The following is a 14640-nucleotide window of genomic DNA, read 5'->3' as shown; positions in this document are numbered from 1 at the left end:
GATCGGTGACCAAACATGAGAATGGTAGATATCATCATCAAAAAACAAAACGGAAAAGAACTCACCACTGAAGAAATTCAATTTTTTGTGAACGGCTATACAGATGGAAGCATTCCTGATTATCAGGCAAGCGCGCTTGCTATGGCGATTTTCTTCCAGGATATGAGTGACCGTGAACGCGCGGACTTGACGATGGCTATGGTGAACTCCGGTGAAACGATTGATCTTTCTGCCATTGAAGGAATTAAAGTGGATAAACACTCTACCGGCGGCGTCGGCGACACGACAACGCTCGTTCTCGCTCCGCTTGTTGCGGCTCTTGATGTGCCGGTTGCTAAGATGTCCGGCCGCGGCCTCGGCCATACGGGCGGCACGATTGATAAGTTAGAGGCAATCATGGGCTTCCACGTGGAACTGACGAAGGATGAATTTATTAAACTTGTGAACCGCGACAAGGTTGCGGTCATCGGCCAAAGCGGCAATTTAACGCCGGCTGATAAAAAACTGTACGCGCTTCGTGATGTAACGGGAACGGTCAATTCCATTCCGCTCATTGCAAGCTCGATTATGAGCAAAAAAATCGCTGCCGGGGCGGACGCCATCGTGCTTGACGTAAAAACGGGAGCGGGCGCCTTCATGAAAACAGAAGAAGACGCAGCTGAACTTGCCAAAGCGATGGTACGCATCGGAAATAACGTCGGCCGTCAAACAATGGCTGTCATTTCAGACATGTCCCAGCCACTCGGCTTTGCGATCGGAAATGCGCTTGAAGTCAAAGAAGCGATCGACACGCTCAAAGGCGAGGGGCCTGAGGATCTTCATGAGCTTGTCTTAACGCTCGGCAGCCAGATGGTTGTGCTTGCGAAAAAAGCCGATACATTGGACGAAGCGAGAGCGAAGCTGGAAGAAGTCATGAAAAACGGCAAAGCACTTGAGAAATTCAAGGATTTCCTGAAAAACCAAGGCGGCGACAGCTCAATTGTTGACGATCCGTCTAAGCTTCCGCAAGCCGCATATCAAATTGATGTGCCTGCCAAAGAAGCGGGTGTCGTCTCTGAAATCGTCGCGGACGAAATCGGCGTCGCGGCGATGCTGTTAGGTGCCGGCCGCGCCACAAAAGAAGACGAAATCGATTTAGCCGTCGGCATCATGCTCCGCAAAAAGGTCGGCGACAAAGTAGAAAAAGGGGAACCGCTCGTAACGCTTTACGCTAACCGAGAAAACGTCGATGAAGTCATCGCAAAAGTCTATGACAACATCCGCATCGCCGCGGAAGCGAAGGCGCCGAAGCTGATTCATACGTTAATTACAGAATAAAAAATAAAGCACATCCCATGCTGAGCGGGGTGTGCTTTTTTAATTATAGGATGTGATCGGCTGGATATTCCTCTTGGCTGATTTTTTTCGCTTTTGTAACATTTCTTTTGAAATGGTAGATGAGATAGCAAAGGATGATACAAGGAACTCCGCAGAAAAGTGCGATTCTTTGATTGGGATCAAAAGCAAGACCGATACAAGAAGCAGAACATAATAAGAGAGCGGCTATAGGCATAAGAGGATAAAGCGGCGTGCGAAATGTCAGATCTTTTACATCCCCCCCTTTTTTCAAAAATCTCTTTCGAAACAAGAGTTGGGACAAGGCAATGCTCATCCAGACCACGACTCCTGCAAATCCAGCAATTGCGACCATCACCACATAGACAGTTCCAGGGGCCACGATACTGGAAACGAGAGATAAACAAGATACAGCCATACTGATCATTAAGGCATTTAAAGGAATGCCTTTAGATGTCACTTTCTTAAAACGGGAGCTGATCATGTTTTCATTTGCTAAAGACCACATCATACGGGTCGAAGCATATAAGCCTGAGTTGGCGACAGACAGCAAGGCTGTTAATATTACGAAATTCATAATATCAGCAGCGTAAGGAATTCCGATCTCCGCAAATACGGCGACAAACGGGCTTTCAATCACGCCTGCGTCCTTCCATGAAATCAACCCGGATAATATGAAGACAGCGCCAATGAAAAAAATCACGGTTCTCCATGCGACATTACGGATGGATCGCGGTATATCCTTTTGAGGATTTGCTGATTCTCCTGCTGTAACGCCGATTAACTCTGTACCGGAAAAGGCGAAGCTCACAGATATCATCGCGATAAAAACGGCGAGAAAGCCATTTGGAAACAACCCGCCATGATCTGTGAAGTTTGACAACATAGGAGCATCCGCCGTTCCGTTTAAAGAGATCAGGCCAAACATGGCGGCTCCTCCTAAAATGATAAATAAAATAATGGTGACAATCTTTACGCTGGAAAACCAAAATTCAGTTTCCGCAAATAACTTAACTGAAAATGCGTTGCATATAAAAAGAAGGGCTGCAAAAATCGCACTCCACATCCATACACTGCTGTCAGGGAACCAGCGCTGCATGAGAATACCGGATGCGGTAAACTCAGAGCCTACCGTCACCACCCAATTGATCCAGTACATGATGCCGACCATAAAACCGGTAGATGGACCGATAAATGTTGTAGCATATTTTTGAAAAGAGCCGGTCACCGGCATGGCAACCGACAATTCGCCGAGACATTGCATGACGAGGTACATCATCAACCCGCCGATTACATAAGCGAGTATCGTACCGCCGGGTCCGGCTTGATGTAGCGTATAGCCCGTACTGAGGAAAAGTCCTGTGCCTATGACGCCTCCCAATGAGATCATAAATAGGTGCCTGCTTTTCATTGTGCGTTTTAGCTGTTGGCTGCTGTTCTCCTGAAGATTCACTGTCTCGCCCTCCTTTTAGCTGCCATTCCTTAGGCAGATGAGTTTCTTATACCCAAAATACAACCTGCCAGAAGATCACTTGAATGGGGAGAGTTTCATTCCTTTTAATGCGTGTAACAGAACATGAGCTGCAGCTCTGCTTGTCATATCTCGAAAATCGAGGGTAGGGTCGACTTCAACAATTTCAATCCCGGCAACATTGGGCTGTTGTGCGATGTACTTGACTGCTTCAAGCAATTCGTCTGTATAGAGGCCGCCCGGGCCAATCGCTGGACAGCCGGGTGCATGGGACTGGTCTAAGACATCCATGTCAACAGATATAAAAATGAAATCTGTTTTATCTTGAACAACAGGCAAAATCTCTTTTATCGTTGGGATTAGTCCTTTTTCCCGGATCATGTCCATCGTGTGAATGTTCACGTTATGTTTTTTTGCATATGCTTCATAGGCCTGGCTGTTGCTGAATTCTCTGATACCCAGCTGGATCAAATGTTGACCTTCAATGATCTCTTCATCCAAAAGGCGGCGGAAGGGGGTGCCGTTTGTCGGCCCCCCGTCCTCCGTATTGCGAACATCGTGATGGGCATCAAATTGAATCACCGCTGTCGTTCCTTTTGTTTGTGCTATCGCTTTTATTGTGGAGTAGCTGATAGAGTTATCTCCCCCAAGTATGAGCGGCACCCAATCCGGATGATCCGAAAGCAGAGCGTGCATGGTTTGGAAAATGTGATGATGTGACTTTACGATATCAGTGACATGAATATCGATATCCCCCAGGTCATATAGAAGCTCTGATACGACGTGCTCTCCAAGCTCAGCAGAATAGGCTGATGAATGTTTCAGAGCCTGGCGTATTGTTCCGGGTGCAAAGGAAGCGCCTGAATGACTGATGGAGGATTTTGATAGGGGGACACCTATCAACGCCGGTCCCTTAATGTCCTGGCCGTCCCATGTTGCGATCAGGTCGCTCATTTTTGTGACATCCCGGTCTTTAAACGAAGATCCGGCCTCTCTGAGAAAAGGGTACTTATCCAAGAATGGCTCCCTCCCTGTTGACAACAATTGTTCCATTTTTCATGACTTGATGTACATGATTGACCCCGTAGTGATACGGAATATACATATAGTTCGGGGCTTGCCAAATGACAAGATCAGCTGAGCGGCCAGCTTTGAGCTGACCGGCTTCTTCTCCTTTTCCTATGGCATATGCGGCATTGACTGTGACCGCGTGCCATATTTCTTCTGCAGTCATTTTCAGATGAAGCGCGGCAATGGACATAATCAGCTGGATATTTTCAGTCGGCGAGCTGCCAGGATTAAAATCCGTTGCCAAGCTGACACATACACCTTCATCAATCATAGCTCTTGCCCTGGCGTATGTGCTTTTGCCAAGATAAAATGTCGTGCCCGGCAAGAGGACGGCGATCGTTCCTGCCTCAGCCAATTTCTTTATGCCTTCGTCCGATGTACCTACCAAATGGTCGGCTGAGACGGCCTTTAGCTTACCTGCTAATTCAGCACCTCCAAGCGGATCGATTTCATCTGCGTGTATTTTTAATCCGAAGCCTGCCTCAGCTGCTTTTTGTAAATAACGGCGGGATTGGCTGACTGTAAAAACGCCTGTTTCTGTAAAAATATCAGCAAAGCTGGCGAGCTCCTGCTCTTTGATTTCCGGCAAAAGGGAAAGCATTTGATCCAGAAAATCATCTGGATCGTTTTGATATTCGGGAGGAATCGCATGGGCTCCCATAAATGTGGAAACAAGGTCAACAGGCTGGCTTTCATGCAGTTTCTTTGCGACACGCAACTGTTTGAGCTCTGTCTCTTTTTCCAAGCCGTAGCCGCTTTTCACTTCTGCTGTGGTTGTGCCGTAGGACAGCATTCTTTGCAGATGAAAATGGGCTTTTTGCAGCAGCTCTTCTTCTGAAGCCGCCCTGGTATCCTTGACTGTAGACAGAATCCCGCCGCCCTGCGCCAGAATATCCAAATATGAAATGCCCTGAAGCTTAAGGTTCATCTCCTTTTCACGAGATCCGCCAAATACAAGATGGGTGTGCGGATCAACGAGGCCAGGCGTTACAAGGCGTCCCGAACAGTCAATGATTTCGTCTGCCTCGTAACCGGCTTCAGCCCCTTTTTGTCCGGCGAACACAATTTTCTGTTCATGGATGCCGACAACAGCGTCTTCGATCACATGAAGATCCTGCATGCTTTTGCCTGCCCGCGGACCGCTGCTTTCCATCGTCAAAAGCTGACCGATGTTGATGAGAATCGTATCAATTTGCTTTGGCATGTCATCACTCCTTTATTTTTGCATCGGCACGATAATGTCCTGTTCCTTCGCTACTTCAACGGCACGTTCATAACCCGCATCCGCATGACGGATAATGCCCATTCCTGGGTCGCTCGTTAAGACCCGCGCGAGCCGCTCGTCAGCCAGCTCACTTCCATCGGCCACTGCAACCATGCCGGCATGAAGGGAATAGCCCATTCCGACGCCGCCGCCATGGTGGAAGGAAACCCAGCTTGCACCCGCCGCCGTGTTGACAAGCGCATTTAGCACAGCCCAATCACCGACAGCGTCACTTCCATCCTTCATCGCTTCTGTTTCCCGGTTTGGAGAGGCGACAGACCCGCAGTCCAAATGATCTCTCCCAATAACGACAGGCGCTTTTAGCTCCCCGGTTCTAACCAGCTCGTTAATGGCGAGGCCCATCTTTTTTCGTTCTCCATATCCAAGCCAGCAGATACGGGACGGCAAGCCTTGGAAGGTGACTTTTTCCTGTGCCATATCAATCCAGCGGTGAAGGGCTTTATTTGTCGGGAACAGCTCTTTTAATAACGCATCCGTACGGTAAATATCTGCCGGATCTCCGGAAAGCGCCGCCCAGCGGAACGGCCCTTTTCCTTCACAGAATAAGGGGCGGATGTAGGCAGGGACAAACCCCGGAAAATCGAAGGCATTCTCCAGCCCTTCATCCTTTGCGACTTGCCGGATATTGTTGCCGTAGTCAAATACAATAGAGCCCTTTTGCTGAAAGGCCAGCATGGCTTCGACATGTTTTTTCATGCTTTGCTTCGCAAGGCGCACGTAAAGCTCTGGAGTGTCTTGACGCAAACGGTCAGCTTCATCAAGGGAATAGCCCTCGGGAACATAACCGATTAAAGGGTCATGGGCAGATGTCTGATCTGTCACAATATCAATTTTGACGCCTCGGTTCAAAAGTGTGTGATGCACCTCAGCTGCGTTTCCGAGAAGTGCAATGGACAAAGGTTTTCCTGCCAGCTTTGCCTCTTCAGCCCAAGCTAAGGCTTCCTCAATCGATGCTGTTTTTCGATCGCAGTATTTTGTTTCGATCCGCTTGTCGATGCGTTTCTCGTCAACCTCGACGGCAATCACGACGCCTTCATTCATCGTGACTGACAGCGGCTGGGCGCCTCCCATTCCGCCGAGACCCGCTGTCAGCGTCAACGTTCCTTTTAAGCTGCCCCCGAAGTGCTGTCGCGCCAGCTCAGCGAAGGTTTCATAGGTTCCTTGCAATATGCCTTGTGAGCCAATGTAAATCCAGCTGCCAGCCGTCATCTGTCCGTACATCATTAACCCTTTTTTCTCAAGTTCGTGGAAATGCTCCCAGTCTGCCCACTTCGGAACAAGAACAGAATTTGCTAGGAGCACGCGAGGGGCCTGCGGGTGTGTACGGAACATGCCAACGGGCTTTCCGGATTGCACGAGCAATGTTTCATCATTTTTTAATGTTTTCAAGGAATGCTCAATGGCGTGAAAAGCGTCCCAATCCCGTGCGGCTTTGCCAATCCCGCCATATACGATGAGGTCCTCCGGCTTCTCGGCGACTTCTGGATCAAGGTTGTTTCGAAGCATCCGAAGCACTGCCTCTTGCTCCCATCCTAAGCATTCAAGCTCTGTTCCTCTGTTGGCACGGATTGATTTTTTTACATCAGTCATATGTTCATCCCCCTTAGTTCTTTATTCTGATGATCAGGTATTAAAGATTCTTTCTTCAGCCAGTCAGTCAAGCGTTCAATGTCATAGGAAAAAACACGGTCCTGCTGAATGGACGGCACGACTTTTCTCATTTCTTGAAAAAGCTGTTTCGTATAGGACGCTGCATGTTCTATGCCTCTGTATTCAACAGCCTGCAATGCGCAAATGGCTTCGATCGCAATGACTCTCCTTGTATTTGCGATCACCTGATAAGCATGCCGAGCGGCGATGGTTCCCATGCTGACATGGTCCTCTTGGTTGGCGGATGACGGAATGGAATCCACACTTGCAGGATGGGCCAGTGTTTTATTTTCAGAAACGAGTGAGGCCGCGGCGTACTGCATGATCATTGCACCGGATTGCAGACCGGGATGAGGGCTCAGGAACGGCGGCAGGTCATTCAGCTGCGGATTCACAAGTCGTTCGATCCTACGCTCTGCGATATTCGCAAGCTCTGATATTGCGATTTTCAGAAAATCCATGGCAAAGGCGATTGGCTGTCCGTGAAAGTTTCCGCCGGAAATCACTTTGTCACCGTCATTGAAAATGAGTGGATTGTCTGTAGCTGCGTTCATTTCAATCTCTAATTTTTCTTTGACATATCCTAGTGTCTGCCAAGTCGCACCGTGTACTTGCGGAATACAGCGCAATGAATAGGCATCCTGTACCCGCAGTTCTCCCTGGGAGGTTGTCAGGCCGCTGTCAGATAGATAAAAGCGAATTCGTTCTGCGACATCGATCTGCTCCTGATAGCCGCGGGCTAAGTGAATATCCTCGTCAAATGCATCGATAATTCCCTGCAACCCCTCAATCGTTAAGCTGGCAATTCGTTCTGTTTGATAGGCTAGTTTCTCAGCTTCGATGTAGGCGACCACCCCCATTGCAGTCATGGCCTGAGTCCCGTTAATCAAGGCAAGCCCTTCCTTGGATGTCAGCGTTACCGGTTGAATACCTGCTTTTTTCAAGCCTGTCATTGCCGGCATTCTTTCCCCCTCAAAAAAGACTTCTCCTTGTCCGATCAGCGCAAGCGCCAAGTGGGAAAGCGGCGCCAGATCTCCGCTTGCGCCAAGTGATCCTTGCTGAGGGATGACAGGATGGACGCGTTTATTTAAAAAAGCAAGCAACTGCTCGATCAGCTCAGCGCGTACACCGGAAAAGCCTTTTAACAGCGCATTGGCGCGCAAAAGCAGCATTGCCCTGGAAACACACTCAGGAAAAGGGTCGCCGACTCCGCAGGCATGAGAAAGGATTAAATTCAGCTGCAGCGCCGCCGAGTCTTCTTTCTGAATCAGGACATCGCTGAATTTGCCAAATCCGGTGTTGATGCCGTAGATTGTCTTTTCGTCGCGTACAATCCGTTCCACTGCTGCTCTGCTTTTTTTCACGCGCTCCATACTTTCCTCAGAAGCCGCTGCCTCCTCAAAATCAAACAGCACACGAGCGACGTCGGCTGTTGTCAATGAAGAACCGTCTAAAGTCACCATAAGCCCAACTCCTTTTTCTTTACTTTGGTAAAGCGCCCATACAAAAAGGAGCTATGCTGTGAACTTCTGTTTTCACGCATAGCCCCCTATCGTCTAAGATCTATGGGCTGTTTCATATGTGATTAATTCCAACGCCGAATGTTTCATGCTCAAGACCTTTAATCGGCGCCCCGATTGTTCCGTAAAGCGAGACAGCGATCCAATCGCCTTCCGCTTCACTTTCATAAGGATTTCCCCTCAAAACGGCAAACCTCAATCCCACCGTCCGAAGCAGCGATCCCAGCAGCATTTCACCTCTGGTCACGCCATGCAAAGCCTCCATCGTCGCATGATAAAGCGCATGTGACTCCCGATAACCCTCAGATTGAATGACACCGCTCTTTTTGGAAGCGGTTTCAATTGCGGCTACTACTTTATGTGCGTCCATTGATCCTACCTTGCCAAGACAGACCTTCCATCCGTCTCGCTCCAGCTCCTCAACCTGCGTACTTTCTTCCGCCTCATTCAGCAGCAGGAGAACAGACAGCCGGCCGATCCGACGCTCTTTATGCAGTGTCATATGAATCACTCAATTCCTAAAAATTCTGATAACTATTAACTGAGTATTATATTAATTGGTTCAGCAGCAGAAGTCAAAAGGTTTTTTTATAGTCTTTAACAAGTTAGATTGCTATTGTAATAGCGTGACGCAGAAAGCAGAACAGGTTTTTTCAGCGATTGCACACGATATCCAGACAAGGAGGCAAGCGCCGCTGTCTAACTCTCAATATGCGTTTACTAAGTCGTATTTTTCGCAAGGCGTTTTATAAAGAGCCAGCCGAATGACTCTGGTGTTGACGGGCAATCAGGCATCATCTTAAAAAACGCCGACAACGAAATGGCTGTATCACAGTTGATGCAAAACCTGACAAAGCAGTTATTACATGTACGCGAAAGAAAAACAGACGTGATGCAAGAAGGAGAAACAGCAAAAGAGTTGAACTATGAAGGAGAGGATATGCAAGCAACAAGTTCTGCGCAAAACAGACAGACATCAGTCTGACTATGTAAGTGAAGTGAGAAATCACCTATCTGGATGAATATGAAAACATTCGGCTGTTTTAATAGGCCGGGGTATCTTCATAGAGAAATGTAAGCGTTTAAAATTTAATAAAAAAGAGAGGCGAATTGTTTAGATGTTCAACCGATTGTTCCGTGTATGTTTTCTTGCAGCTCTTATCATGGCCTTCACCCTCCCAAACTCCGTCTATGCACAAAAACCTATATTTAAAGAAGTCAGCGTCCATGACCCTTCCATCATTGAAACAAACGGCACTTTTTATGTTTTTGGATCTCATCTCGCTTCAGCTAAATCGAATGACCTCATGCAATGGCAGCAGCTGACCACCAGCGTAAGCAATGACAACCCACTTATCCCGAATGTCTATGAAGAATTAAAAGAAACCTTCGAATGGGCGCAATCCGATACTCTTTGGGCGGCTGACGTCACGCAGCTGGCGGACGGCAAATACTACATGTACTACAACGCCTGCCGCGGCGATTCGCCAAGATCCGCCATGGGTGTTGCCGTTGCTGACAACATCGAAGGCCCATACAAAAACAAAGGCATCTTTTTGAAATCAGGAATGGAAGGCACAAGCAGCGATGGAACACCGTATGATGCAACCAAACATCCGAATGTCGTCGACCCGCATACCTTCTTTGATAAAGACGGCAAGCTGTGGATGGTGTACGGATCATACTCAGGCGGCATTTTCATACTTGAAATGAATCCGAAAACGGGCTTCCCGCTTCCTGGACAGGGATATGGGAAAAAACTGCTCGGCGGCAACCACAGCAGAATCGAAGGCCCGTATGTTCTCTACAATCCAGACACCCAATACTACTACTTATACCTATCATATGGCGGTCTCGATGCAACAGGCGGCTACAACATCCGTGTGGCCCGCTCCAAGAAACCGGACGGCCCTTACTATGATGCAGAAGGCAATCCAATGCTCGACGTCCGCGGCAAGGGAGGCACATTCTTCGACGACCGTTCCATCGAACCATACGGCGTCAAACTCATGGGCAGCTACACTTTTGAAACAGAAAATGAAAAAGGCACCGGGTACGTCTCACCAGGCCACAACTCCGCATACTATGATGAAAAAACCGGGCGTTCCTATTTAATCTTCCACACCCGCTTCCCGGGCAGGGGTGAAGAACACGAAGTCAGAGTCCACCAATTGTTCATGAACAAAGACGGCTGGCCGGTAGCAGCACCATATCGTTATGCGGGCGAAACATTGAAAGAAGTAAAACAAAAAGACATCACAGGAACATACAAACTTATCCAGCACGGAAAAGACATCTCAGCCGACATCAAACAAACCATCAACATCCAGCTCAACAAAAACCACACCATTTCCGGGGAAATGACCGGAACATGGAGGAAAACCGGAAAAAACACCGCCGACATCACGTTAGCAGGCAAGAAGTATAACGGGGTATTTTTACGCCAGTGGGATTCGGTGAGAGAGAAGAACGTCATGACGTTTAGTGTGCTGAATACCAGCGGTGAGGCTGTATGGGGATCTAAATAAGATGGAGAAGCGCCTTCGAGGGAAGGTGTTTTTTTATGAGCTTTATTGACTATAAGAAACAGTTAAGTGGGAGGAAAAATTAGAACTGGAGGAGAGATTAAAGGCTTAAATAAAAAGTCCCTACTATGATTGTTTTCTCCTTTCATAGGGTGATGAGATCGTATTTTTAGCAATTTAGAACCAGTTCTATACCTCTCAAGACAATCCTTTTTACCTATTTATCCAATATGACCCATCATGTAATATGAAAATAGTCTGTATTGTAAAGAATTTACACAGTTTGATAGAAACACGAGGTGTTGCGGCATGCATAGTGAAATGTTGTTACATTCGGTAAAAGCCGACTTACATGAAAAGCAGGAACAGATCCATCAATTAAAACGAGTGCTGCACGAAATTAGGCAAATCAAACACGATTTCTCTGAGGCCCAGCATCTCATTCACCGGCCTCATCTTAACCGGGAGGCATGGAGAGGAACACATGCTGAGCGGTTTGAAGATATTCGTGAAGGAATGAACAAAGCATATCAGCAAATCAAAAGCGATCAAGTCAGCGGAATCATCGAAAGCATAGAAGGAAAAATCCACTCATTAGAGGGCGATGTGTATTCTATAAGACGCCAAATCACGAGGATAGAGCATGAAATAGAGAAGGAAAAACATAAAAAGTGAGGTGAGCACAAATGGCACAGGAAATTAAAATGGTGTATGACACAGTGAAGCAAGGGCTTTCTCAGCTCAAGAATTCAGCTGAACTCAAGTCCTCATTGCCCGGTCATCTCTCAGGCAGAAACCATTTGAATGTTGTGAAGTCCATCGAGCAATTAAATAAGGACATCAAAGAGCTCACTGAAGCATATGCGTCTGTTCTGGCCAAGCATATCGCACAAACGGAAAGCGCGGTAAACGCCATGAAGGAAACGGACGAAAACATATCATCTTCCATGAAATAAAGCGCGGGAGGACAAGGGATTGAAAACATTAGATGTCCACGCTCTTCACGAGGGCATTCAGCATACGATTGAGAAACTGGACAAGCAAAAACAACAGCTGGAGAAGCTGGAAAAAAGCGTTGAGCATCTGGCAGGCATGAAGGATGCGCTGAAAGGAAAAGGCGGAGATGCCATCCGGACCTTTTACGAGGAGTGCCACAAGCCTTTTCTCCTTTTCTTTGGCATATTTATCGACGAATACAAAAAAGTGCTGAAACAAACACAGCATGCGATTTCCTCTGTAGAATCTAACTCCCACGGCATGATCGCAGAGGCTTTTCTCTCACACGATGCGAGACATGGGGTCAAGCATGCACGAGAAGTGACAGAGCAGCTCACTGACGCAGTCAATCGCCAGACATCAGCCATAGATCACATCGTCAGCCTGCCGACAGTCAATGATTCCTTTTTTCGGATGGAAACAGAACAGGCTGAGCGGCTGATTTCAGACACCCTGAATAAGCTCTTTCAATTTGACGGCCAGCAAACCCAAGCACTAGAAGCCGCAAAATCAGATTTTCAAACGATGAAAAAATACATTGATCAGCTCGAAACCATGTACACCGGCCCGAAAATTGAAATCACAGGCTACAAAAGCGGCTCCATCCTGAAATCACAGGAAGAAGAAAACATCAACCAAATCTTCGGCGCGATTAACCCGCAAATGAAGCAGGCGGATGATTCACCGATGGAGATGATGCTGAAGAAATTAGCCGAGAATGAAAAGTCTAAAGTGGATTCAGTTGTCAAAACGGGTGATTCTAAAAAGGTAAGTAAAAATATCATCGTTATCAATGGTAAAGTGTATAATACGAGTGAACATAGAGAACATATAAAAACTGATTTCTCAAATGCAGAGGTTAAGCAAGTCGTTTATAATGATACACTTTACAATGTATACATATCTGGTAATGACATGAAGCTTGAACCTGTCGTCTCGCTTTCGGACATTAAAGTGGATGAGAATGGATATGTGAAAATTTTAGAGACGGCTGTAGAACTTACCGGCGTGTATGATCTATTTAAAGCAGCCACGGGCAGAGATCCGGTATCAGGCGAAAAAGTCACAGGGAAAGACCGTGTTGTTGCCTCCATAAACTCAGTACCATTTGCCAAAATAGCTAAGTTAGAAAAGTTAATAGATATTAATAAACTTATTAATAATGGGAAAAAGGCTAAGAAGGCTTCGGAAGTTAAAAACGTTGCTAAGGATAAAGGGAAAATTGCGAATGATGTAAGTGGATCTGCTAATAAAATTAATTCTGATTTAATAAAAAAGTATGCTAGAGATATAGAACAACGCACAGGTAGAGAATTACCTAAAAATCAAATAGATAAATTAAAGGAAGCATTAAGAAATAAAGAATATAAAAAAATGTCACCAATAGAGACTGCAAAACACAGGACTAAATTTGATAAAGTAAAAAATAAAGTTATAAAAGAATGGGAAGAAAACACTGGACAAAAATGGCCTGTTTATAAGGAAAATGTTGTATCTGAAAAAACAGGTAAAATTATTAGAAAAAAAGGGGATAAGTATGATGCTCACCATATAATTGAAAATACTTTTGGCGGAGAACATGAATGGTGGAATATGCATCCAGCAAAATTTCCTAACGAGCATCAAGCTGGGATTCATGGTACAGGCTCACCAGCAAATGAATTATTTAAAGGAGGCAAAAAAAAATGAGTTATAATTTTATAAAATCAAACAAAGAAAATGATTTTTATCCAGTGAATCAAAGTGAGATTGAAGAGGTTGAAAAAAATTTAAACTTAAAATTACCTAGTGAATTAGTGAATTTTTATTTAGAAGTTGGCTATGGGTTTATTAAAGGATCAGAGTTTAATACTAATCGCATTTTGGATCCATATTCTGTAAGAGACTTTCGATTGAGGATAAATGACTTTGAATTTTATCCTGACATAGAAATATATGATGAGTTTGAGAATGATAAATTAATATTTTTTGAAGGTAGTGAATCGGCATTAATGTCAATTGAATTAAATGATAATAATAAAAATCCGATTTACTATTATGATATTCAAATTGCAACTTCTCTTACCGAGTTCTTAAGAAAAATAGAAGAGAATGATCAGTATTATCTTGATTTATTAGATGATGAATGATTTTAACATTATCCCGTTACCTCTCCCTTAAAGGAGCAAGATGACATGTTATTGATCAATAAACAGAAGGACCCTGTTTTTCAGTTTTTAGCTGGAACATTCCATCAAGATATTGAAACTCCTGATGACGCTATACAAGAGTTATTAATAGAGGAAAGTAAGGAATATTTGGAGGATGCTATTGTCTTTTTAACGGATTTTATTGAAAGTGAGCATTCAGACAATAAGAAAAACGATTACATTCAATCTTGCGCAGATGGCGTGTATCTTCCTGCGTTTAATTTAGAACCAATAGATTGGCTAAAGAATGTAATAGTACAGATAAAGAAGTCTTTAAAAAAATTTAAACGGTAACGATTCATAACCTTGATTGGAAAAAATGCCTTTCAAGGTTTTTAATTACAATAATTTTTTATTGAAGTTAATACTAAGTTCAAATCTTTATGATTACTTTTGTTCTAGAAACGATAGTCAACACCAAAAATGAAAGCGTTGACATCTCACGAATCTAGTGCTAAAGTATACCTACAAACAAATAAAACGACCCGTCAGGATTGTTACTGCGAAAGCAGGCAAAACCTAAATGGTGCAGGTGCAGGAGGAGACTCTCGCAATCTGTGTCATTTAGGTTTTTTTATTCTCTTTTAGGAGGTGATGC

General features: G+C 45.4%; 14 protein-coding genes. 8 read left to right on the top strand and 6 right to left on the bottom strand.

What is annotated here, in order from left to right:
- Nucleotides 1-15: 15 nt before the first annotated feature.
- Nucleotides 16-1317 (top strand): pyrimidine-nucleoside phosphorylase, encoded by a 1302-nt coding sequence (gene pdp / locus BSU_39400; protein NP_391819.2) that lies wholly within the window; start codon nucleotides 16-18, stop codon nucleotides 1315-1317.
- Nucleotides 1318-1360: 43 nt separating this feature from the next.
- On the opposite strand, the gene hutM is transcribed toward pdp, so the two are convergent.
- From hutM to hutP, 6 genes are all read right to left on the bottom strand, one after another.
- A complete protein-coding gene (gene hutM / locus BSU_39390) occupies nucleotides 1361-2788 on the bottom strand; it encodes a histidine degradation metabolites permease (protein ID NP_391818.2) in 1428 nt (475 codons plus the stop codon).
- A gap of 75 nt (nucleotides 2789-2863) precedes the next feature.
- Complete coding sequence (gene hutG, locus BSU_39380) at nucleotides 2864-3823, bottom strand: formiminoglutamate hydrolase (RefSeq protein ID NP_391817.1); 960 nt, start codon at nucleotides 3821-3823, stop codon at nucleotides 2864-2866.
- Nucleotides 3816-5081, bottom strand: coding sequence for an imidazolone-5-propionate hydrolase (gene hutI / locus BSU_39370; RefSeq protein ID NP_391816.1), 1266 nt, complete (start codon nucleotides 5079-5081; stop codon nucleotides 3816-3818). The genes hutG and hutI overlap by 8 nt, the downstream gene beginning before the upstream one ends.
- A 12-nt stretch (nucleotides 5082-5093) precedes the next feature.
- Nucleotides 5094-6752: a urocanase gene (hutU, locus tag BSU_39360; RefSeq protein NP_391815.1), complete on the bottom strand. Its 1659-nt coding sequence runs from the start codon at nucleotides 6750-6752 to the stop codon at nucleotides 5094-5096.
- Entirely contained in the window at nucleotides 6749-8275 is a 1527-nt protein-coding gene (gene hutH / locus BSU_39350; protein NP_391814.1) for a histidine ammonia-lyase (histidase), read from the bottom strand. Before hutH ends, hutU begins: the two co-directional genes overlap by 4 nt.
- A 112-nt stretch (nucleotides 8276-8387) precedes the next feature.
- Nucleotides 8388-8834 (bottom strand): transcriptional antiterminator, encoded by a 447-nt coding sequence (gene hutP / locus BSU_39340; RefSeq protein ID NP_391813.2) that lies wholly within the window; start codon nucleotides 8832-8834, stop codon nucleotides 8388-8390.
- A gap of 318 nt (nucleotides 8835-9152) precedes the next feature.
- Here hutP and yxzL point away from each other — a divergent pair, with 318 nt between their 5' ends.
- The 7 genes from yxzL (at nucleotide 9153) to yxxE (ending at nucleotide 14336) form a co-directional block, all read left to right on the top strand.
- Nucleotides 9153-9317: a hypothetical protein gene (gene yxzL, locus BSU_39339; protein YP_003097797.1), complete on the top strand. Its 165-nt coding sequence runs from the start codon at nucleotides 9153-9155 to the stop codon at nucleotides 9315-9317.
- Between the two features lie 133 nt (nucleotides 9318-9450).
- Nucleotides 9451-10860, top strand: a complete 1410-nt coding sequence (abnB, locus tag BSU_39330) for an arabinan endo-1,5-alpha-L-arabinosidase ([Ca(2+)-dependent] (RefSeq protein ID NP_391812.2) — start codon at nucleotides 9451-9453, stop codon at nucleotides 10858-10860.
- Nucleotides 10861-11166: 306 nt separating this feature from the next.
- Complete coding sequence (gene yxiB, locus BSU_39320; RefSeq protein ID NP_391811.1) at nucleotides 11167-11532, top strand: hypothetical protein; 366 nt, start codon at nucleotides 11167-11169, stop codon at nucleotides 11530-11532.
- An 11-nt stretch (nucleotides 11533-11543) separates the two neighbouring features.
- Complete coding sequence (yxiC, locus tag BSU_39310) at nucleotides 11544-11813, top strand: hypothetical protein (RefSeq protein NP_391810.1); 270 nt, start codon at nucleotides 11544-11546, stop codon at nucleotides 11811-11813.
- 19 nt (nucleotides 11814-11832) lie between these two features.
- Nucleotides 11833-13542, top strand: coding sequence for a ribonuclease toxin of the RtbD-RtbE toxin-antitoxin system (gene rtbD, locus BSU_39300; protein ID NP_391809.2), 1710 nt, complete (start codon nucleotides 11833-11835; stop codon nucleotides 13540-13542).
- On the top strand, nucleotides 13539-13982 hold the full coding sequence (gene rtbE, locus BSU_39290; protein NP_391808.1) for an antitoxin factor of the RttD-RttE toxin-antitoxin system: 444 nt from the start codon (nucleotides 13539-13541) through the stop codon (nucleotides 13980-13982). The genes rtbD and rtbE overlap by 4 nt, the downstream gene beginning before the upstream one ends.
- A gap of 45 nt (nucleotides 13983-14027) precedes the next feature.
- Complete coding sequence (gene yxxE, locus BSU_39280; RefSeq protein ID NP_391807.1) at nucleotides 14028-14336, top strand: hypothetical protein; 309 nt, start codon at nucleotides 14028-14030, stop codon at nucleotides 14334-14336.
- The last annotated feature ends 304 nt before the right edge of the window (nucleotides 14337-14640 follow it).

This window comes from Bacillus subtilis subsp. subtilis str. 168 (genome assembly GCF_000009045.1).
In the GTDB taxonomy this organism is placed as follows: domain Bacteria; phylum Bacillota; class Bacilli; order Bacillales; family Bacillaceae; genus Bacillus; species Bacillus subtilis.
Note: the sequence above shows the minus strand (reverse complement) of the source record. Positions and strands in the feature narration are given on the sequence as shown.

Coding starts and splice junctions, on each gene's coding strand:
- pdp (NP_391819.2), top strand. CDS start 16: ATGAGAATGGTAGATATCATCATCAAAAAACAAAACGGAAAAGAACTC.
- hutI (NP_391816.1), bottom strand. CDS start 5,081: ATGCCAAAGCAAATTGATACGATTCTCATCAACATCGGTCAGCTTTTG.
- hutU (NP_391815.1), bottom strand. CDS start 6,752: ATGACTGATGTAAAAAAATCAATCCGTGCCAACAGAGGAACAGAGCTT.
- hutH (NP_391814.1), bottom strand. CDS start 8,275: ATGGTGACTTTAGACGGTTCTTCATTGACAACAGCCGACGTCGCTCGT.
- hutP (NP_391813.2), bottom strand. CDS start 8,834: ATGACACTGCATAAAGAGCGTCGGATCGGCCGGCTGTCTGTTCTCCTG.
- yxzL (YP_003097797.1), top strand. CDS start 9,153: ATGGCTGTATCACAGTTGATGCAAAACCTGACAAAGCAGTTATTACAT.
- abnB (NP_391812.2), top strand. CDS start 9,451: ATGTTCAACCGATTGTTCCGTGTATGTTTTCTTGCAGCTCTTATCATG.
- yxiB (NP_391811.1), top strand. CDS start 11,167: ATGCATAGTGAAATGTTGTTACATTCGGTAAAAGCCGACTTACATGAA.
- yxiC (NP_391810.1), top strand. CDS start 11,544: ATGGCACAGGAAATTAAAATGGTGTATGACACAGTGAAGCAAGGGCTT.
- rtbE (NP_391808.1), top strand. CDS start 13,539: ATGAGTTATAATTTTATAAAATCAAACAAAGAAAATGATTTTTATCCA.
- yxxE (NP_391807.1), top strand. CDS start 14,028: ATGTTATTGATCAATAAACAGAAGGACCCTGTTTTTCAGTTTTTAGCT.